Annotated in this window: 20 protein-coding genes; all 20 read left to right on the top strand. The window is 41.2% G+C overall.

All coding sequences use genetic code 11. The features are described 5' to 3' along the window. Positions 1 to 7: 7 nt before the first annotated feature. Positions 8 to 1,093, top strand: a complete 1,086-nt coding sequence (locus DFO73_RS02055; protein WP_110063121.1) for an ABC transporter substrate-binding protein — start codon at positions 8 to 10, stop codon at positions 1,091 to 1,093. 15 nt (positions 1,094 to 1,108) lie between these two features. Continuing rightward, entirely contained in the window at positions 1,109 to 2,185 is a 1,077-nt protein-coding gene (locus DFO73_RS02050; protein WP_110063120.1) for an ABC transporter ATP-binding protein, read from the top strand. A 6-nt stretch (positions 2,186 to 2,191) separates the two neighbouring features. Further along, positions 2,192 to 3,109, top strand: coding sequence for an ABC transporter permease (locus DFO73_RS02045; RefSeq protein WP_110063119.1), 918 nt, complete (start codon positions 2,192 to 2,194; stop codon positions 3,107 to 3,109). Continuing rightward, complete coding sequence (locus DFO73_RS02040) at positions 3,106 to 3,906, top strand: ABC transporter permease (protein WP_110063118.1); 801 nt, start codon at positions 3,106 to 3,108, stop codon at positions 3,904 to 3,906. The genes DFO73_RS02045 and DFO73_RS02040 overlap by 4 nt, the downstream gene beginning before the upstream one ends. 16 nt (positions 3,907 to 3,922) lie before the next feature. Beyond that, the gene (locus tag DFO73_RS02035; protein ID WP_110063117.1) at positions 3,923 to 4,246 is read left to right on the top strand and encodes a (2Fe-2S)-binding protein; all 324 of its coding nucleotides are present in this window, start codon (positions 3,923 to 3,925) and stop codon (positions 4,244 to 4,246) included. Then, entirely contained in the window at positions 4,236 to 5,315 is a 1,080-nt protein-coding gene (locus DFO73_RS02030; RefSeq protein WP_110063116.1) for an NAD(P)/FAD-dependent oxidoreductase, read from the top strand. Before DFO73_RS02035 ends, DFO73_RS02030 begins: the two co-directional genes overlap by 11 nt. 25 nt (positions 5,316 to 5,340) lie before the next feature. After that, a complete protein-coding gene (locus DFO73_RS02025) occupies positions 5,341 to 5,679 on the top strand; it encodes a (2Fe-2S)-binding protein (RefSeq protein WP_258309145.1) in 339 nt (112 codons plus the stop codon). After that, on the top strand, positions 5,680 to 6,753 hold the full coding sequence (locus DFO73_RS02020; RefSeq protein WP_110063115.1) for an NAD(P)/FAD-dependent oxidoreductase: 1,074 nt from the start codon (positions 5,680 to 5,682) through the stop codon (positions 6,751 to 6,753). Between the two features lie 225 nt (positions 6,754 to 6,978). Continuing rightward, positions 6,979 to 7,314 (top strand): DUF1904 family protein, encoded by a 336-nt coding sequence (locus DFO73_RS02015; RefSeq protein ID WP_110063114.1) that lies wholly within the window; start codon positions 6,979 to 6,981, stop codon positions 7,312 to 7,314. 125 nt (positions 7,315 to 7,439) lie between these two features. Next, the gene (locus DFO73_RS02010; protein ID WP_110063113.1) at positions 7,440 to 8,783 is read left to right on the top strand and encodes a M20 family metallopeptidase; all 1,344 of its coding nucleotides are present in this window, start codon (positions 7,440 to 7,442) and stop codon (positions 8,781 to 8,783) included. Positions 8,784 to 8,843: 60 nt separating this feature from the next. After that, positions 8,844 to 10,397 (top strand): ABC transporter substrate-binding protein, encoded by a 1,554-nt coding sequence (locus tag DFO73_RS02005; protein WP_110063112.1) that lies wholly within the window; start codon positions 8,844 to 8,846, stop codon positions 10,395 to 10,397. Positions 10,398 to 10,463: 66 nt separating this feature from the next. Continuing rightward, positions 10,464 to 11,381, top strand: a complete 918-nt coding sequence (locus tag DFO73_RS02000; protein ID WP_110063111.1) for an ABC transporter permease — start codon at positions 10,464 to 10,466, stop codon at positions 11,379 to 11,381. 30 nt (positions 11,382 to 11,411) lie between these two features. Then, positions 11,412 to 12,311: an ABC transporter permease gene (locus tag DFO73_RS01995; protein ID WP_110063528.1), complete on the top strand. Its 900-nt coding sequence runs from the start codon at positions 11,412 to 11,414 to the stop codon at positions 12,309 to 12,311. A gap of 15 nt (positions 12,312 to 12,326) precedes the next feature. Further along, on the top strand, positions 12,327 to 13,319 hold the full coding sequence (locus DFO73_RS01990) for an ABC transporter ATP-binding protein (protein WP_110063110.1): 993 nt from the start codon (positions 12,327 to 12,329) through the stop codon (positions 13,317 to 13,319). Further along, positions 13,316 to 14,332 (top strand): ABC transporter ATP-binding protein, encoded by a 1,017-nt coding sequence (locus DFO73_RS01985; RefSeq protein WP_110063109.1) that lies wholly within the window; start codon positions 13,316 to 13,318, stop codon positions 14,330 to 14,332. Before DFO73_RS01990 ends, DFO73_RS01985 begins: the two co-directional genes overlap by 4 nt. A 29-nt stretch (positions 14,333 to 14,361) precedes the next feature. Then, positions 14,362 to 15,486, top strand: a complete 1,125-nt coding sequence (locus DFO73_RS01980; RefSeq protein ID WP_110063108.1) for an NAD(P)/FAD-dependent oxidoreductase — start codon at positions 14,362 to 14,364, stop codon at positions 15,484 to 15,486. 543 nt (positions 15,487 to 16,029) lie between these two features. After that, on the top strand, positions 16,030 to 16,797 hold the full coding sequence (locus DFO73_RS01975; RefSeq protein WP_110063107.1) for an IclR family transcriptional regulator: 768 nt from the start codon (positions 16,030 to 16,032) through the stop codon (positions 16,795 to 16,797). Positions 16,798 to 17,249: 452 nt separating this feature from the next. Then, complete coding sequence (locus DFO73_RS01970; protein ID WP_110063106.1) at positions 17,250 to 18,890, top strand: thiamine pyrophosphate-dependent enzyme; 1,641 nt, start codon at positions 17,250 to 17,252, stop codon at positions 18,888 to 18,890. Between the two features lie 105 nt (positions 18,891 to 18,995). Beyond that, entirely contained in the window at positions 18,996 to 19,280 is a 285-nt protein-coding gene (locus tag DFO73_RS01965) for a hypothetical protein (protein WP_110063105.1), read from the top strand. Positions 19,281 to 19,514: 234 nt separating this feature from the next. Further along, positions 19,515 to 20,690 carry an LL-diaminopimelate aminotransferase gene (locus tag DFO73_RS01960; RefSeq protein WP_110063104.1) on the top strand — a complete coding sequence of 392 codons (1,176 nt, stop codon included), beginning with the start codon at positions 19,515 to 19,517 and terminating at the stop codon, positions 20,688 to 20,690. The last annotated feature ends 12 nt before the right edge of the window (positions 20,691 to 20,702 follow it).

Raw genomic sequence — 20,702 nt, 5'->3', positions numbered from 1 at the left:
AATGAGAATGAAAAGAAAAGCGTCACTAATACTTTTGCTTTGTTTATTACTTGTTATTGCGGCCGGATGCAGCGGCCAAACTGGAAGTTCAACAGATGAAGGATCAGGAAAAAGTCCTGAAAAAACCCTTGTTTTAGCAGCATATGGAGGAAGCTATGAGCAGAAGATGAAAGAGGTTCTGATACCAAAATTTGAAAAAGAACATGGGGTAAAGGTTAAGTATATTACAGGAAGTTCTGTTGATACACTATCGAAGCTTCAGGCGCAAAAGGACAATCCGCAAATTGATGTTGCCTTTTTGGATGATGGTCCACAAGCACAGGCAAAAGCTTTTGGATTGCTGGCACCATTAGATGAGAGTGTTGTTACAAATCTAGCAAATGTATACGATATTGCGAAAGATAAAGACAATGTGGGTGTTGGGTTCGGAATCATTTCAACCGGATTGGCCTATAACAAAGAAGTCTTTGAACAGAATGGCTGGGAGCCGCTGACATCGTGGAATGATCTCGCAGACCCGAAATTCAAAGGGAAGCTTGTACTGCCTTCCATTGCGAATACGTATGGCGTCCATTTCCTTCTCATGACGGCTATCGCGAACGGAGGCAGTGAGGAAAACATTGAACCAGGCTTTGAAAAGCTAAAAGAAATTGCCGAAAATGCAGTGACATTTGATAAAACAGCAGACGTATCCAACTACTTCATGCAAGGCCAGACAGTAGCAAGTGCATGGGGAAGCAGCCGTGTGTTCACCCTTCAGGATACTGGATTCCCGATTGAGTATGTTATCCCTGAAGAAGGCGTTCCTGCTTTAATGCCAACAGTTAGTGTGGTAAAGGATGCGCCAAATGCAGAACTTGCCCAGGAATTCGTTAATTTTGTTCTGGATGAGGAAGCACAGCTTTTATTTGCCAACTCTCTTTTTGACGGCCCGGTTAATAAGAACGTGAAGCTTGAGGGAGATATTGTGGATAAGGTTGTTTATGGAGAAGACGAAATTGCGAAATTAATCAAAGTGAATTGGGAAGTAGTCAATGCAAAACGAGCTGAATGGACAGAGCGGGCTAATAAAGAAATAGAAGTAGCCCATTAAGGAAGAGGTGAAATAATGAGTTACTTAAGCCTTGAAAATGTGGTTAAGACTTTTAATAAAACAGAAGTCGTAAAAAAGCTGAGCCTTGAGATTCAAAAAGGGGAGCTGGTCTCCTTTTTAGGACCATCAGGCTGCGGCAAAACGACGACATTAAACATGGTAGCCGGATTTCTGGAAGTGGATGGCGGGAAGATTGAGGTGGACGGCAAGCCCGTTCACCTGCTTCCTCCCAATAAAAGAGAAATGGGCATGGTGTTTCAGAACTACGCATTATTTCCGCATATGACTGTTTTTGAAAATGTGGCCTACGGGCTGAAGCTGCGCAAGGTGCCTAAAAATGAGATCAATACGCGGGTACTTGAAGCCCTGGAGATGGTCCGATTGTCCGGATATGAGAAGCGCTATCCAAAGGAGCTTTCCGGGGGACAGCAGCAGCGGGTTTCTCTTGCAAGGGCACTTGTCATCAAACCGAAAGTGCTTCTCCTTGACGAACCCTTGAGCAATCTTGATGCAAAGCTGCGCCAGGAAATGCGTGAAGAAATCGTTGATATTCAAAAGCAAGTCGGCATTACGACGATTTTTGTTACTCATGACCAGGAGGAAGCCTTGGCGATATCAGACCGTATCGCCGTCATGTATGAGGGAAGGATTGAACAGGTGGATGATCCTGCTTCCATCTATAATCATCCGAAGACAGACTTTGTGTCCCAGTTTATTGGAGAAGTGAATCACATTCAGGGAAAAGTTTTGGAAACCTATGATAATAAAAAATGCAAGATGCACTTTTTCGGCAATGAACAGATTGTTTCCATACCATCAGCAAAGAATTCGGAGGTTCACTTTTTCATCAGGCCTGAAAAAATTCAAATCTCGTTAGCTGGGTCAAATGAAAGAAATGAGGCCTTTCAAACGAAAGTTGAAAGGAAAATGTTTCTGGGTGCCAAGACTCGATATATTTTGAGAATACAGGATAAGCATCTTGTTGCTGATATATCCAATACTGTCTTGAATCCGTCCCAGGTAAAAGAAGGAAACAGTGTCTATACGTATTGGAATCCGGAGGATCTGCTGCCTTCAAGAATGGTGAGGTGAGAATGAATGCAAGCCGGAATTGGAACGGAACATGATTTATTGCTACAGCAGAAGAAAAAGAATTTAAATAGGAAACGGGTTGATACTTGGCTGCTGTTGATTCCAACCCTCGGAATCTTTATCTTTTTCTTCTTGCTTCCTTTGTTTTTCCTGTTTATTACAAGCTTTAAAACGTTTGATGCCAGCACTGGGATTGGGAATGAGTGGACGCTTCAGAACTACATAAAGTTCATGTCAGATCCTTTTTACCTGGGAGTTGTCTGGCGGACTGTTAAAATCGCGCTTTTAACCACATTGATTACCATCATTATTTCATATCCGGTAGCTTTTCAGATTTCAAGGTCAAAGGGGAGGGCAAGGAATTACTTAACCTTGCTTGTGCTGTCCCCTCTCTTGATCAGCATGGTTATCCGCTGCTATGGATGGGTCATTTTGCTTAACAATAATGGGGTGGTCAATAATACTCTTTTAAAGCTGGGCTGGATTGATCAGCCGCTAACCCTCTTGTACACCGAACTAAGTGTCGTTATTGGCATGGTACATGTTCTTTTTCCATACATGGTGCTAAGCATCATGGGGTCTCTTGAAAAAATTGATCATTCCGTCATCAGAGCCTCGCAAAATCTCGGGGCCAGCTCCTTTAGAACCTTCTTTTCCATCCTGCTTCCGCTAACCTTGCCAGGCGTTTTTGCAGGATCTGTTATGGTATTCAGTTTAAGCGTCAGTTCATTTGTCACACCGGCCATTTTAGGAGGCCCACAGGTAAAGGTCATGTCCTACTTAACATATGAACAGGTTGCTGTCATGCTGAACTGGCCGTATGGAGGGGCCATTGGGTTCCTATTAATCCTGATTGCAACGATTACGATTATCGCCTACAGCAAAATACTTGCCAGGTCGGAAAAGGGAGTGGCGATACAATGAGAAAGAACTTGCCGAAATATTTCTTTAACTTTGTTTGCTTTTTAGTGTATGTCTTCTTGCTGGCACCAATTGTGGTTGTATTGCTGTCTTCCTTAACGACAACAGAATATATTGTTTTCCCTCCAAAAGGACTGACCCTCAGATGGTATACCGAACTAATCGAACATCCGGAATTCATGCAGTCTTTTACCCTGAGTATTATTGTGGCATTCGGAACAGCGGCCATTTCCACTGCTATTGGCACACTGGCATCGATTGCGGTTGTCCGGCGCCAGTTTAAAGGGAAAACAGCGATCGTTCAATTAGTGGGATCTCCGCTATTGATTCCATCGGTCGTGTTTGGGGTTGCCCTTTTGCAGTTTTACTCGTGGATTGGGCTGGCTGCGAGCCCGCTGGCATTAATCCTGGGGCATATCATTTTAACCGTTCCCTTTGTAATGCGTCTCGTGGTTGCTAGTTTAGTAGGGTTTGACCGTTCGATTGAACAGGCGGCCTTGAACCTTGGAGCAGGGCCTATAAAGGTTTTCTATCAAATTACCCTGCCGATTATTAAATCAGGTGTCATAGCGGGTGCTATTTTTGCCTTTATTACCTCCTTCGATGATTTAACAGTCGCTTTATTTATTGTCAGCACCGACGTTGTAACACTGCCGGTGCGCATCTATACTTACATGCAATATCAGTATGATCCGATCATAACATCTGTATCGAGCATTATGATTCTATTTACAGTTATCCTAATGCTAGTGATTGAAAGAATACTTGGGGTAGGGAAAGTGTTTTCCTCCAAAAATTAACTAAGAGGTGGCTTATATGCATATAGAGAATCATCCCATCCTCGGGAAGCAGCTTCAAGAGCCTGTAACCTTTTACTTCAATGATCAGCCGTATAAAGCCTATACGCAGCAGACGGTTGCAGCTGCTTTAATGGCTAATGGAGTAAAGAAATTTGGATTAAGCCGTAAGCTGGTGCAATCAAGAGGCCTTTTTTGCTCGCGCGGGCGATGCTGCAGCTGCTATATGACGGTTAACGGTGAAGATCATGTACGCACCTGCATGACAAAGGTTGAAGAAGGAATGAGCGTATATCCAAATCTGGAAGACCCCGAGGTAAGGAGGGAAAAGCATGGAGACTGACGTTCTCATCATAGGCGGCGGACCGGCAGGCCTTGCAGCGGCGATTGAAACTGCTTCAAGAGGATTGGATGTCACGATTGTCGATGAATCTTCCTCTCTTGGCGGCCAGCTATGCCAGCAAACGCAGCTTATCCGGCCGCTGCCTTCCGTCTATCAGCCGATGCGGGGGTTTGAATTGGCTAAGGTTTTAACAGAGCAAATGAATGATTTTACAGTAGGCACGCTTTTAAATCATCGTGTTATCGGGCTGTATGCAGATGGAAGTGTGGGCCTTTCAGATGAGGAAAAGGTGTTTCCTGTTAAAGCAAAAAAGATCGTCGTGGCCACTGGTGCTGCTGAACAGGCAGTGGCTTTTCCAAAATGGACGCTTCCGGGCATTATAACGATCGGTGCCGCCCAAACTCTGGTAAACCGGGATTTTGTGATGCCAGGGAAGGAAGCAGTGGTTGTGGGTTCAAGCGATTTTGCCCTGGATGTTGCAAGCCAGCTATTGGAGGTTGGCGTGGAGGTTAAAGGAATCGTTGAGAAAAACCCTGCGGCAGCTGCAAGAGAGAAGGAAAAAACAGATGCGTTAATAGGAAGAGGTATTCCTTTTTATTTTAATAGTTTTATAAAAGAGGCAAGAGGTAATGGACAGGTGGAGGAAATCGATATTGAAGTGAACGGAGAGATCTTAACGGTATCTGCGGATGTTGTATGCATCGATGGTGGAAGATCGCCAATACTTGATTCGTTTTACCAGCTTGGCTGTTCGTTTGGCTACCAGAAAGAGCTGGGCGGATGGATCCCGCAATATAATCGTCAGTTTAAAACAGACAGGGAAAATGTATTTTTAGCCGGAAATGCGGCGGGCATTAGCCAACAGGGTGCATTGCTTCTCACAGGCATGATTGCCGGAATCAGTGTATGTGAAGATTTACAGACAATCAGGAGTGGAGAGGCAGAGGAAATCCGAGATGCATTGTGGAAAGAGCTCAAGCTTTCAGAGTATAAAGATGTGTGGGAAGGAAGAACAAAACACATGGAAAAATTTTCTGCTCCGGTGCTGAAGGATCAGTTTATCTCTTAGTTTAATAGAAAAAAGAGACTAGAAGGTGAATAAGTTGGATAAAACAACGATCATATGTCGATGTGAAGAAATCAGCTATGAAGAGGTTGAAGAAGTCATTGAGCATGGAGGCAGAACCTTTGATGACGTTAAAAGGCTGACTCGATGCGGAATGGGTCCCTGCCAGGCAAAGATTTGTACGGGGCTGGTGGCAAACATCATTCATGAACATACAGCCTTGCCCCTTTCGAAGATTCCTTTGCCAAGGATGCGGATGCCGCTATCTCCGATTAAGCTTGAAATACTGGCAACAAACAGCACAGCCTTTTCCGCCGTCAAATCGGTGCTGGATGAGGTGGAAATAGAGGACGGGAAGGTGAGATAAGTGGAAAAAAGCTATGAAACGATTGTGATTGGAGGAGGCGTAGTAGGCAACGGGATTGCCTTTCATCTTTCCGAACGATACAAAGAGGGCGTGCTTGTGCTCGATAAAAAATACCCCATGTCAGGCACTTCCGGATCTACCCAGGCCTGGGTGTGGGTACATAATAAGACCCCTTCCTGGTATGCGGAATTCAATATGTACAGTGCTGAACTTTATCCATATTTGTCTAAAAAAATAGGTGATGTTGAATACAAGCGCACTGGAGGACTTTCGCCATTTTTCAATGAAAGCGACCGGGAAAAAGCAAAGCAGCTTGCTGAATCCTACCGTAAAATCGGCATAAAAATTAAAGTGTTATCAAGGGAAGAGGTCCTTGAAAAAGAACCCTTCATGAACCCTGAAGTCGCTGGAGCCACATACAGCTCCATTGATGGCAATGTAAATCCCTTCCGGCTGATTGATATGTATATGAGAGCTTCCAAAAAAAATGGAGTGCATTATTCAACATACAATAAAGTAACTGAGATTCAGAAGCAGGATGGTAAATATATTGTTGTTTCTGATCAAGCCACATATGTTTGCAAAAACCTCATCCTGGCTGGCGGAACCTGGTCACGGGAATTAGGGGAAATGCTTGGGATTAAGATTCCGGTCAATCAGTTAAGAGGGCAGATCCTTGTATCCGAACCATTGAAGCCATTCTTGAATTTTACAATCAGCGGGCTAAGGCAGGCGAACAATGGTGAAGTGCTAATGGGATACTCCATGGAGCAGGCAGGGTTTAACCGAGCGACAACGCTCGATGTTATCCAGGAAACTGCTAATATGGCAGTTCGCTATGTTCCAGCATTAGGAAAAGCCAAGATTGTTCGTGCCTTCTCCGGGATTCGCGCAATGCCTGAAGACGGCTTTCCGATCCTTGGGAAAGTGCCTGGTTTTGAAAACCTTTATGTGGCAGCCACCCACAGCGGTGTGACACTATCCCCTTTAATAGGGACCCTTATAACTGAATTGATCATGGATGGGGAAACATCCATCCCGATAGACCGGTATTCATTGAGCAGGTTTGGTTAATGGCTAGATAGACATTTTATTATAATATTATAACTTTATAATTTGTTCTATTAACAGAAGCACTAGCCAGTATATAAGACATATAAAGTTGAAAGCAGGATGAAGAAGTGTTCAAAGAAGTTAATGATATCACCTCTAGACTGATAAGAAGAGGTTTTAAAAAGAGTTTTTATCAGGTAAAAAAGCTGCAGAGAAATATATTTTTTACGTGAGGGAGGAAGCTAGATGCCACATTTATTTATTAGGGGAATTTCAGTTGAACAGACAAAAGAAATAAGTGTTTCTTTAGTTCAAGCCCTGGCAGAACTATGTGTCTGTGGAGAGGATAACTTTACCTTGGAAATAGTGCAATCTGTTTTTGTGTTTAACCAAGAAGAAATAGCTGCTTATCCATTCATTGAAGTGAAGTGGTTTGACCGCGGCAAGGTTATTCAGGACAAATTTGCCCAAACCATAACTAAACATGTTCAGTTTCTTGGAATACCGGAAGTAGAAGTAGCTTTTACTGCGTTTTCGGAAGCTGATTATTATTTGAATGGGAAGAGTTTTGCAGGGGGTTAAAGATAAATATAGGCAGCGGCATACCCCTCTTAGGTACGTGAAGCATGTGAAAGACATAGTCAAAATAATAAAATTATATTTTATTATTTTGACTTTTGGTAAGACAGAGAAAGGGGATTTCGTTTATGGAAAAAGTCTTTCAATATATTGAGGCAAACGCAGACTTGTATATTGAATGGCTGATTGAAGCATGCAATCAGCCTAGTGTGTCAGCTCAAAATCGAGGTATGTCAGAAATGAAAGAGATTGTAAAATCATTTCTGCAAAAAATTGATGCGAAAGTAGAGGAGATAGAAACTGAGGGTTTTCCTATTATATATGGACAGTTGGAAGGCGGAAATGAAAAAACTTTAACTTTCTACAACCACTATGATGTACAGCCAGAAGATCCTGTTGATAAGTGGCTTAGTGATCCTTTTAAGGCTGCCATAAGAAACGGCCAAATATTTGCCCGTGGTGTAGCTGATAACAAAGGAAATCTCATTGCCCGGATTTGTGCTGTGCATGCATACCAGCAGGTATATGGCAAACTTCCTGTTAATATTAAGTTTGTATTTGAGGGAGAGGAAGAAGTCGGAAGCCCTCATTTAGAATTCTTTGCCAAAGAGCATCCGGAAAAATTACATACTGATGGAATCATTTGGGAAGGAGGTACACGTGGGGTTGAAGATAAACGCCCTCATGTGGGCTTAGGAGTAAAGGGAATTTGCTATATTGAACTGATCTGTAAAGGAGCAAATTTTGATCTTCATTCATCTGAGGCTGCAATAATAGAAAACCCTGCATGGAGATTAGTGTGGGCACTGAATTCTCTTAAAGATGAAGAAGAAAATATATTAATAGATGGTTTCTATGAGGATGTTATTCCGCTAAGTGAGAAGGATAGAGCCATCATTCAATCAATGGACTTTAATGAAGAAGAAACTAAAAAATTATATGGTATTAAAAGTTTTCTTAAAAATGTTTCCGGAAATGTTTTAAAAGAAACTTTAACAGCAGAACCAACCTGCACCATTTGCGGGATTGAGTCAGGATATACAGGAGAAGGCTCTAAAACAGTACTCCCCTCGAAGGCAATGGTTAAACTCGATTTTCGCTTAGTCCCTAACCAGACACCTCAAAAAGTAGCTGCTTTAGTTAGGGAGCATTTAGATAAAAACGGATTTGAAGATATTGAAATAAGACAATCTCATGGTATTCATCCATTTAACACTAACCCATCTAATTCTTTCGTAGATGTGGTTTTAAAAAGTGTAGATCAAGTATATAAAGAACCCCCTGTTATATTGCGAAATTTAGCTGGATCAAGCCCAATGTATAAAATGCTGAACAATACCAACATTCCTGCGGTTCAAATTGGTGTGGCTAATTTGCAGTCAAACTATCATGCACCTAATGAAAACATATATATTGAGGATTTTATTCAAGGGATTAAGGTGACAGCAGCGGTTGTTAAGAATTTCAGATAATAGTTGGATATATAATTATCAAAAATTTCACAATAATAAAATTCCAAGGAGGAAAAGTGAATGAAAAATTTACTAAAGTATCTTTTTGTTTTTTGGGTTATTTCTGCAATTTTTATTGCTGGATGCAGCAGTACTCCATCCACTAGTGATTCTGGAAGTAAAGGAGAAGGCGGCGAGAAAACAACGCTTGAAATCGCACAAAGTGCTGACATTACAACTTTGGATCCTCAAAATTCTTTAAGTACTAATGGAGATAGGGTTTTCAGGAATTTGTTTAGCCGGCTGTTTTATCGTGACAGCAAAATGGAGATACAACCCGAACTTGTAGACACCTATGAAAATATTGATGATGTTACCTGGAAGTTTAAGTTGAAAGATGGAGTTACGTTCCATAATGGAGATCCATTAAAGGCTGAAGATGTTAAGTTTAGCCTTGAAAGAGTTATGAGTGATGAGACATTGAAAGAGTATCCATATTTTACTCAAATTAAGGAAGTGAAGGCTGTCGATGATTTAACCGTTGAAATTGTAACTGATGGCCCTATGCCAACCTTATTAAGACTGCTGGCTAAAAGTGGCGCCGATGTATTGCCAAAAAAATATTTTGAGGAAGTCGGCCTTGAAGAATTCCAAAAGAATCCAATTGGCTCAGGTCCATATAAATACGTGGAATGGAGACGGGATGACAGAGTCGTCCTTGAAGCGTATGAAGGTTATTTTGGTGAAGAGCCAAAATGGAAAGAAGTCATTGTCAGGGCAATACCTGAAAGTTCGACTCGTGTAGGGGAATTATTAACAGGCGGGGTAGATATCGCAACCGACATTCCACCTAATGAATGGGAACGGGTAAATGGTGAAAGCGGGGTTTCACTTGTTAATGGGGACACAACTCGTGTCATGCTTTTGATGCTTCGCCACACAGAGGGAACTGTTACTGCAGATCCGAAAGTCCGGGAAGCCATTGATCTTGCAATTAACCAGCAGGCAATTGTTGATTCTGTTCTAAAAGGAACTGCTGTCCCTGTTCGATCACGCGTACCTGAAGGAGTATTAGGGTCAAATCCAGAGCTTTACAATTCATACGTTTATGACGTTGAGAAGGCAAAGAAACTATTAGCTGAAGCAGGATATGAAGATGGTCTAGAACTAACATTTACAGCACCAAAAGGAAGATACCCGCTGGACGGTGAAGTGGCCCAATTAGTTGCGAGCATGCTTGGAGAAGTTGGTATTAAAGTGAATTTACAGCTGCTGGAATCAAGTGCATTTCTTGATGTATATAACTCCAACTCAAACAAGGAATTAATAATGATTGGATTAGCTGATGGTCTGCTTGATGCTTCCTATTCATTAGTGCATTACACAAAAGACCGTGCAGCTGGGCAAACGGATTATTTTAACGAAGAGGTAGAGAAGCTTTTCCATGATGCAGGCCGTAACCTGAACGAAGAGGAAAGGATCCAGCAATATCAAAAAATACAAGAGATAGTAGCTGAAGAGAGACCCCATATTTTCCTTTTCCAGCAAGGTTCCAATTATGGGGTTAGTGACGGGGTTCAATTTGAACCAAGGCTGGATGAGGTCATTAACTTCTCAGAGATCACGTTAAAATAATTTTTTCGATACGGGACTGGAAAAGGAGGATAGTCCAGTCCCGTTTTCATATAAGGAGGTTTGGCATTGAAGAAGTATCTTACAAAAAGATTACTGCAGATAATACCGGTCCTGTTTATAATAACCTTCGTTGTATTTGTATTGGTTTATTTGGCAGGAGACCCAGTTTCACTCATGCTGCCTGAAGATGCTTCTGAAGCAGACAGAGAGGCATTAAGAGAAGCCTTAGGGTTAAATGAGCCGTTTGTGTATCAATATTTTCATTTTCTGAGTGACCTTATTTCTGGTAATTTTGGTACATCCTTCAGGTATAATCAGGAAGCTTTACCATTGGTGCTGGAACGTCTGCCAGCAACATTTGAACTGGCTGCAGCTTCCATGTTCGTAGCCACAGTTATTGCAATTCCACTTGGAATATATTCAGCCAGAAAAAGAAACAGTTTTGTGGATTTGTTTATTACTGGGGGATCAGTATTGGGCAAGGCAATGCCAAATTTCTGGCTGGGAATTATGCTGATTTTATTACTTGCAGTAAATTACCAGGTCTTTCCGGTTTCTGGAAGAGGAACAATTTTTCATATGGTTTTGCCAGCTATAACACTTGGAACAGGTATTGCAGCAGAAATGACAAGATTAATAAGGTCGAGCATGTTAGAAATCTTAAATCAAGATTATATTCGTACAGCAAAAAGTAAAGGAGCAAGCGAAACTAGCGTTGTATTTAAACATGCTTTCAGAAACTCACTAATTCCTGTGGTAACCATAATGGGTCTGCAAATATCACACCTTGTAAGCGGAGCCCTAATAACAGAAACAGTTTTTTCTTGGCCAGGGTTGGGGCTGTTATTAGTTCAAGCAGTAAATGGAAGAGATATGGCTGTTGTTCAAGCTGCTGTTTTCATTATCGCTATTTTGGTTATTCTTGTGAACCTCATGACGGATTTAGTGTATCGTTTATTGGACCCAAGGATTAATTATTCATAGGAGGTGTCCCGCGTGGAAGCAGAAGTAAAAATGAACTCGGAACATACCATGAGCACAGTACAGAGAAGAAGCCCATGGATAAGGTGGATAAAACTGCTGCTTCAAAGCAAGACAGGAACTGTTGGCTTCTTTATTGTCTCTTCAGTTGTATTTATTGCTATATTTGCTGACATATTAGCTCCACACGATCCAGCAGTAAATAATTTGGGTGATATGCTGAAGCCACCTGTATGGCTAGATGGAGGTTCTCAAAATTATATTCTTGGAACGGACAATTTAGGAAGAGATATATTTAGCCGTATTATTCATGGTTCACGTGTTTCTTTGCTCGTAGGGGTTTTTTCTGTTATTTTAGCAGGCCTAATAGGAATAATAGTCGGCCTATTAGCAGGTTATTATGGTGGAGTGATAGATAGTGTGCTAATGAGAATTGTAGACTCATTCTTGGCAATTCCCAGTATCTTATTCATCCTTGTCGTTCTTGCTGTCTTTAATCCTAGCATCATGGTTCTGATTATTGTAATTGGCTTTACTAACTGGGTTACATATGCACGGGTAGTGAGAGGTGAAGTATTAAGTATAAAAGAAAGAGAATATGTGAAAGCATCTAAGTCCATTGGGACGAAAAATATTACAATTATGCTGCAGCATGTACTCCCTAACATCCTTTCATCATTTATTGTAATCTCGACATTGAGCGTTGCTACAACCATTGTATTAGAAGCATCGTTAAGTTTTCTTGGATTAGGAATTCAGCCGCCTGATGTCTCTTGGGGTGGAATGTTAACAGATGGAAGAAACTATTTAGCTACTAATTGGTGGTTAGCAACATTTCCAGGAATAGCCATAACAGTCACAGTTCTTGGAATTATTTTCTTAGGGGACTGGCTCCGGGATGTACTTGATCCACGAACACAAGTAAACAAATAGAAGGGGGAAGACGTCATGAGTCAAGCTGAAACACTATTAGAAGTAAAAGATTTGAGTACTCACTTTTTTACAGAAGACGGTGTGATTCCCTCTGTAAATGGAATTTCTTTTAAAGTAAAAAAAGGTGAAACGATTGGCATTGTAGGCGAATCAGGGTGTGGAAAGAGTGTCACTTCCTTATCTTTACTTCAATTGGTTAGTAAACCAGGAAGAATTGTTGGAGGGCAAATATTGTTTAATGGTGCCGATTTATCAACATACACGAATAAACAGATGAGAGAGATCAGAGGAAACAAAATTTCGATGATTTTTCAGGAACCATTAACTTCCCTAAACCCAGTCTTCACAATTGGAAGTCAAATTTCAGAACCAATTCGGCTTCATCAAAAATTGGACAAAGCAAGAGCCAAAGAACAAGCGATTATCATGCTTTCAAAAGTAGGTATATCAAATGCTCGCAAAATATACAACGCTTTTCCTCATCAGCTGAGCGGGGGAATGAGACAAAGGGTAATGATTGCAATGGCTTTATCATGTAAGCCGCAATTATTGATTGCCGACGAACCTACTACTGCGTTAGATGTTACGATTCAGGCACAAATTCTTAATCTTATGAAAGAATTGAGTCAAGAATCTAACACCTCAATTATTATGATAACGCATGATTTAGGAGTAGTTGCAGAAATGGCTGATCGTGTAATCGTCATGTATGCGGGACAAATTGTAGAACAAAACAATGTATTTGAACTCTTCAAAAATCCCAAACACCCATATACTCAAGGGCTTCTAAACAGTACCCCAAAGATACACCAGTTAAAGGATGAGTTGGAATCGATAGAAGGAAACGTTCCAACTCCATCAAATATGCCTATTGGCTGTAAGTTTCATCCAAGATGTCCATTTGCAAATGAAAAATGCAGGAAACATGAGCCGCCTTTAATACAAGCAGATCAAGGTTCTAAAGTGAGATGCTGGCTGCATGATGAGAAAGAGGTGATAGGGCTATGACAGACACCTTAGAGGCAGGTCGTCATAAGCATGAATACTTATTGAAAATTGAAGGGTTAAAAAAATACTTTGTAACTTCCACTGATTTCTTTGGAAGAAAAAAGGAATTTGTAAAGGCAGTAGATGGTATTAACCTCTATGTTAAGAAGGGGGAGACATTAGGCATCGTCGGTGAATCAGGCTGCGGGAAATCGACAACAGGCAGTACCATTTTAAGACTGCTGGAGCCGACAGAAGGAAGTATCATTTTTGAAGGAAAAGATTTAACAAGGTTACCAGACAGGGAGATGCAAAAAATCAGAAAAGACATCCAAATGGTCTTTCAGGATCCATTTTCATCTTTAAATCCAAGAATGAGAGTGTTTGATATTATAGCAGAACCTTTGCGCACTCATAAAGCAGCTAAAGGGAAAGAGCTCGAAACCATAATATACGACCTTATGGAAACAGTGGGGCTTGATCGTTCATTTGCTAAAAGGTTTCCTCATGAGTTTAGTGGCGGACAACGGCAGCGAATTGGGATTGCAAGAGCACTTGCTTTGAAACCGAAATTGATTATTTGTGATGAGCCTGTCTCTGCTTTAGATGTTTCAATTCAAGCCCAAATATTAAACTTGTTAATTGATTTGCAAAAAAAATTCAATTTAACATATGTATTTATTGCCCATGGGATTCCAGCAATGAAATATATTAGCGATCGTATTGCTGTTATGTATATGGGAGAAGTAGTAGAAATGGCATTAAAAGAAGATTTGTTTAATGATACACTGCATCCATATACAAAAGGGCTAATTTCAGCTGTACCAGTACCAGACCCAACCTTGAGGAATAGAAAGAATAAAATTTATATACAAGACGATATTCCACTGCAGCTTGGGGACTCTACAGGCTGTAAATTCTATTCGAGATGCCCGTTTAGTCAGGAAATGTGTAAAGAGGTACGGCCTTTATTAAGGGAAGTAAGTCAAGATCATTTTGTTTCCTGTCATTTCCCTTTAAGTCAACAAAACTAGTTTAATCTAATATGGAGGGATGTCTTAATATGAAAGTAGTAGTTATAGGATCCGGCATTGTAGGTTCTAGTGCAGCTTATCATCTTTCAAGAGAAGGCGCTGAGGTTGTTATCATTGATAAAGCACACCAAGGTCAGGCAACCGCGGCAGGTGCAGGGATTGTCTGTCCATGGATATCCAGAGTTGATAATCAAGACTGGTATACTATAGCGAGAAGTGGTGCCCTTTATTATCCTTCTTTAATCTCCAGTCTTAAAGAAGATGGAGAAGATCGTTTTGGATTTGGCGTGGTAGGAGCATTGGCAGTCAGCAGCAGCGAAGAAGAGCTCAATGAAATAGAACAAAAAGTACATAAAATAAAGTCAGAAACACCTGAAGTAGGAGAGATCAATAGGTTAACTGAAGATGAGGCACGAAGACTCTTTCCGCCCCTGCGAGAGGATTTGAAAGCTGTTCATGTAACTGGTGCAGCAAGAGTGGATGGCAGATTATTAAGAGATGCCTTGCAAAGAGCGGCTCAAAAACACGGCGCAGTTACTCATGTTGGGGAAGGGGAGCTTGTTTTTCAAAATAATAAGGTAACAGGTGTGAAAATAAACGGAGATATCATTGCTGCTGATTCAGTTATTATTACTGCAGGTGTATGGGCTAAAGAACTGCTGGCTCCGATAGGTGTAGAATTAAACTTAGAGCCACAGAGAGGGCAAATTGCCCATCTCGAAATAGGCAACGAAGACACCACTAACTGGCCAGTCGTGCTCCCTCAAAGCAGTCATTACCTCGTTGCCTTTGATAATTCAAAAGTTGTGGTTGGCGCAACTAGAGAAACGGGATCCGGTTTTGACTACAGGCTGACTGCAGCTGGTGTTAAGGAAGTGCTTGAAGAGGCTTTAAGCGTGGCCCCAGGTCTTGCTGAAAGTACATTAAAGGAAGTAAGAATTGGCTTCCGTCCTGCAGGTCCTGATATTTTACCATTGCTTGGTACAGTTCCTGGTGCAGATGGGGTGGTTATTGCAACAGGATTGGGCGCCTCGGGTCTTACCATGGGTCCATATGTGGGTACTGTTGCTGCGGAACTTGCCTTAAAGAGAGAAACAGAATTAGACTTGTCACCTTATGACCCACTTCGAGGGGGGCTTAAGGTTTTTGAGTAAATTAAGGAGGATTTAAAAGTAATCAAATTTGTCTCCAGCGAAATATATTTAAATAAAAAGGAATCCCCTAATTATATAGAAGGATGGCTTGGCTTCGTTCTGTTCAGCAGAAAATGTGTAACCATAATGGGAAGCCGAGCTGTCTAATTAGTTAATCATCTTTCAACCACAAAACCAAGATACATAGCCAACTCCAAAAAGTATTATCAAAGAATGGAAGAGCATCTGTTTGATAGGGAGTAGAGTTTAAGATTAACGCGGGCTGAAATTTTTAAAAAAACTAATAAGTACATAAGAGATCTTGTTATTCTGGCTGAAGAATTAAACAAGGTCTCTTTTTGATAAAGAAATAACATTCTCTTTAGCTCTATTAAAAATAATACTTCAATAAAGGGTTTATAATTTTATAAAAATTCTGTTAATAATATTGATTTTTTTAAAATTTGCCATTATGCTTACATTAAGCAGTTAAATAAAACGTCATTTCAATATGCGAAACGTAAAAGTTTTACCGTTAACCGCCAGGAAAGAAGGATGAATACTATGAACCAGAGTGTAACGAAAGCACTAAAATTACTTTCTCTTTTTTCCGAAGAAAAACGAGAGATCTCCCTGCAAGAAATTTATGAAATGACTGGAATGCCGAAAGCCACTGCCTATCGTCTGCTTTCTTCTCTTGAAGAGGGTGGATTCTTGCGCAAAATTAAAAAATCAGAACATGATATACGCTACCGCCTTGGTCTCAAGCTTCTTGAACTAGGTAACCTTGTCAGCGAGGACTTGGAACTTCGGCAGGCGGCGTTTGATCATATGAAAGCTCTATGCAAAGACATCAATGAAGTCGTCCACCTTTCAGTTTGCGAGGGAGAAGAGGCAATCTATATTGAAAAGGTAGAAAGCAACCAGGCCATAAGACTTTATACGAGAGTTGGCAAAAGAATGCCTTTATTCGCTGGTTCAGGCCCAAAGCTCCTACTGGCATTCCTCCCAAAAATGAGACAAAAAGAAATTATCAGCCGGATGAAATTCGAGGAATTCGCACCTCATACGATCACCAATGAAAAAAAGTTATACCAGGAACTTGAGACTATTAGACAACAAGGCTTTGCTGAGAGTTTAGGTGAACAGGATCCTGATACAGTAGGCTTCTCCTTTCCTATTCGGGACTTCTCCGGAGAGGTAGTTGGAGCTCTTGGCGTAACGGGTCCAAGCATGCGGTTCTCAGATGGAAGAAGAAGTGAAATTCTTGAAAAAACACAAAAAGCCGCTCAGGCTATTTCCGAGGACTTAGGTTTTAGGGGATATTTGTGAATAGGACAGTCATTATTTAATTAATCTCTTCATATACTGAAATGTCATTCCAGTATGTGAAAAGATAATAAAAATTGCTGTTTTCGTAAAGTTTGTTGCTTTTTTACCGGCAAACTTAGTTTATCTAACTGAGTTGAATGTAGCGGAGGGCACTTGAACCTCGAAAATGCATTCGCATTTTCTTACGACGAGGTATTTATTCGAGGAAGCTGATTTAGTGTCCTGCGGGAAGTGAGGGAAGTGTGAGACCCCACAGGCGAAGTCGAGGAGGCTCGCATCGCTCTCCGCGGAAAGCAAGTGCCCCGTGCTGGAATCAACGGGCAGAATTTATAAGCAAAAACAACAATCTATGAGAAAAGAGCCTAAAAATTACTGCTTCAATTATGAACAGAAAAAAATGGATCATCAATCTGATATCTTAATAGGTTTCCAATTGAAAGGTGGAGTTTGTAATGGTAAAAATGACAAGTGCACAGGCTATTGTAGAATGTATGAAGCGTGAAAATGTCAAGCATGTATTTTGTGTACCCGGGGAAAGCTACCTGCCATTAATGGATGCAATCTATGAAGAAAAAGATATAGAGTTAATCTCAAACCGCCATGAAGGTGGAGCAGCATTTATGGCTGAGGGTTATGGGAAAACATCGAATAAGCCTGCAGTTGTGATGGCCACCCGGGGGGTTGGAGCAGCCAACCTTTCTATTGGAATCCATACAGCCTTTCAGGATTCTACTCCAATGGTGGTTTTTCTTGGGCAGGTTCATACAAAATTTCGAGGGCGTGAAGGATTTCAGGAAATGGAGCTTGATCGTTTTCTCGAGCAGGTAACGAAATGGGGAGTGGAAATTCGAGATCCTGAACGGACACCAGAGCTTGTTCAGAGGGCCTTTCGGATTGCACAGACAGGACGCCCTGGACCTGTAGTTGTATCACTGCCGGAAGATGTGCTGCCTAAGGTGGCTGATATGAATTTCGCAGCTGGCACTCTGATTCCAAAGCCGGCTCTTTCAAAAGAGCAAACCGAAGAGATTTTATCTTATTTAAAGAAGGCTGAACGTCCGGTAATCATTGCCGGTGGAGGGGTTAAGCTATCTGATGGTGAAGAGGCATTGCAATCTTTTATTGAAAAAACAAACATCCCTGTCGTCGCTTCATTCAGAAGGCATGATGTACTGTCTAATGATCATCCAATGTATTGCGGTCAATTAGGTTTAGGTACACCACCTTCTCAGATTGAAACCGTCCGACAAGCTGATGTGATCCTTGCTGTTGGAACCAGGCTATCCGAAGTCACTACACAGGATTATTCCTTAATAAACCCGGAACAAACGTTAATTCACCTTGATATTGAAGCAAATGTCCTAGGTAAAGTCTATCCTCCAGCTCTTGGGCTTGTTGCGGATGCTAAGACTGCTTTTGACTCTCTTAATAAAGAAGTGGAAGAATGGGACTCTTCCCGCTGGTCTTCTTGGAGTAAGGAGCGAAAAGAGGTATTTATTCAATCATCACGAATGGATGAGATTGATGAAGCCCCTTGGTCCATCGGCTATAAAGAAGTGATTCAGGCATTTAATGAGCTTTGTCCAAAAGAGGCTATTATTACGAATGATGCAGGGAACTTTGCTACCTGGCTGCAGAATTTTCATAGCTTTACAGGCAAAAAATCTTACGCAGCTCCAACATCGGGAGCAATGGGCTATGGATTTCCCGCAGGTGTTGGAGCGAAGATCGCGAATCCTGAACGGCCGGTGGTTGTCTTTGCAGGAGATGGCGGGTTTATGATGACCCTTCAGGAAATTGAAACGGCAGCACGAAATCATATACCCGTCATTGTCCTTTTATTTAATAATTCCTCTTATGGAACCATTCGGATGCATCAGGAAAGAGTCTATCCTGATCGTGTGATAGGAACCAAACTTACAGATGTTAACTATACGATGATGGCAGAAGCCATGGGCGCAATTGGCGTTACTGCAGATTCTGCGGAGAATTTCCGTTCTGTTTTCAAGGAAGCTCTTCATGAAAATGTACGTCCAACTATAATAGAACTGAAAATGAATCCGAAACAAGTTTCCATTGGTATGAAATTGTAGCACTATTTCAATTGTCCTCATGAGGGATCTGCTTTTCGAAAAGAAGAATTCTTGTTCAAAGGGGCGCTTTTGTTCGATAACCAACATAAGCAATGAGGCAAAAAAATGCAAGTTAATTTTCATAACTTGCATTTTTTTTTGGATTTTTTACATTTGGTTTTGTTAAAGGTAAATGTTGATTTTGGCACTTTATTGATTGACGCGGAAGGTGCGAGCTCTTCGAAACTGCTTTCGCAATTCCTTTGTACAGAGGCAATTCCCGGATGCTTATTTAACGTCCTGCGGGAAAGCGGATCACAAAGGGAGACCCCGCAGACACAAGGCGTTGAGGAGGCTCTCGGACAGCCCGTATCCGCTGAGCTTTTTGAGGAGAAATCAAGGCAAGTTTAATAGAGTCCTGCATTTAAAAAATATACTGCCATAAATAGCATTTTTTCATTGGCAGATAGCCATTCCAAACTGAAAAGACCTCAATTTGTAAAAATCATACGGAATGTATTAGAAAAAGCCATATATTTTTGTTCAAATCAACCATAGTGATTCACCGGCAAAACCAGTAAATTATAAATATGGAATTATAATTTTCTGAATATATGAAAATTAATAGAGTTAGGCGGTGACTTCGTGAATTTTCAATCGGATAGAATAGGCCAAATACCTCCCTATTTATTCGCAGAGATTAATAAGAAAAAGGAAAAACTCAAGAAAGCAGGAGTAGATATTATTGATTTGGGGATTGGTGATCCTGATTTGCCGACACCCGGTCATATTATTGAAAAGTTTGTTGAGGAATCACAAAATCCCGGAAATTTAAAGTATCCCAGTTTTGTAGGATGTATGGAATTTAAACAGGCTGTGGCAGATTTTTACTGGCGGCAGTATCAAGTCAAACTCGATCCTGATACGGAGGTGCTGGCCTTAATTGGTTCTAAAGAGGGGATTGCTCATATTGTGCCGACCCTCATTGATCCTGGTGAATATGTGCTGATCCCAGATCCAAGCTACCCGGTTTACCGGATGGCCGCGCTTTTGGCGAATGGGCGCTATTATAATATGCCAATGACAAAAGAGAATGATTTCAAGCCAGACTTACATGCTATACCGGGAGAAATTCTTAGGCAGTCAAAGCTTATGTTTTTGAATTACCCTGGCAATCCAACTTCAGCTGCCGTTGATATTGATTTTTTCATAGATGCTGTGGCATTTGCCCAAAAACACCAAATTCCGATTGCTCATGATTCCGCCTATAATATGGTTACATTTGATTCCTATAAAGCACCCAGCATTCTTGAAGTCGATGGGGCCAAGGAAATCGCCGTAGAATTCGGATCGCTTTCCAAAACCTATAACATGACTGGATTCAGAATTGGATATGTGGTTGGCAACAAGAGTATTATTAAAGCGCTTTCAGTTTATAAAAGCAATACGGATACGGGACAGTTCACCCCGATTCAAAAAGCTGCAGCGTTTGCCTTAAACAGTGACCAAAGCTGTATTGCAAGGCATAACGAAATCTATAAGCAGCGTATGACTGCGATGCTGGACGGCCTAAGAAAAATTGGAGTTGAAGTCGACCCGCCGAAAGGGAGTTTTTTCATATGGGCACCTGTACCAAGCGGATACACTTCCACAGAATTTGTAACAAGCGTCATGGAACAGACTGGTGTAATTCTTACCCCCGGGAATGCTTTCGGGCCTTCAGGAGAAGGATATTTCCGGGTGTCTCTATCAGTTCCGAATGAGAGATTATATGAAGCTGTAAATAGAATAAAAGAAAAACTAAAAATAGTTATAGGTTAAATAAACCTATTA

Origin of the sequence: Cytobacillus oceanisediminis (genome assembly GCF_003182355.1) — a bacterium.
Taxonomy (GTDB): domain Bacteria; phylum Bacillota; class Bacilli; order Bacillales; family Cytobacillaceae; genus Cytobacillus; species Cytobacillus oceanisediminis_A.
Note: the sequence above shows the minus strand (reverse complement) of the source record. Positions and strands in the feature narration are given on the sequence as shown.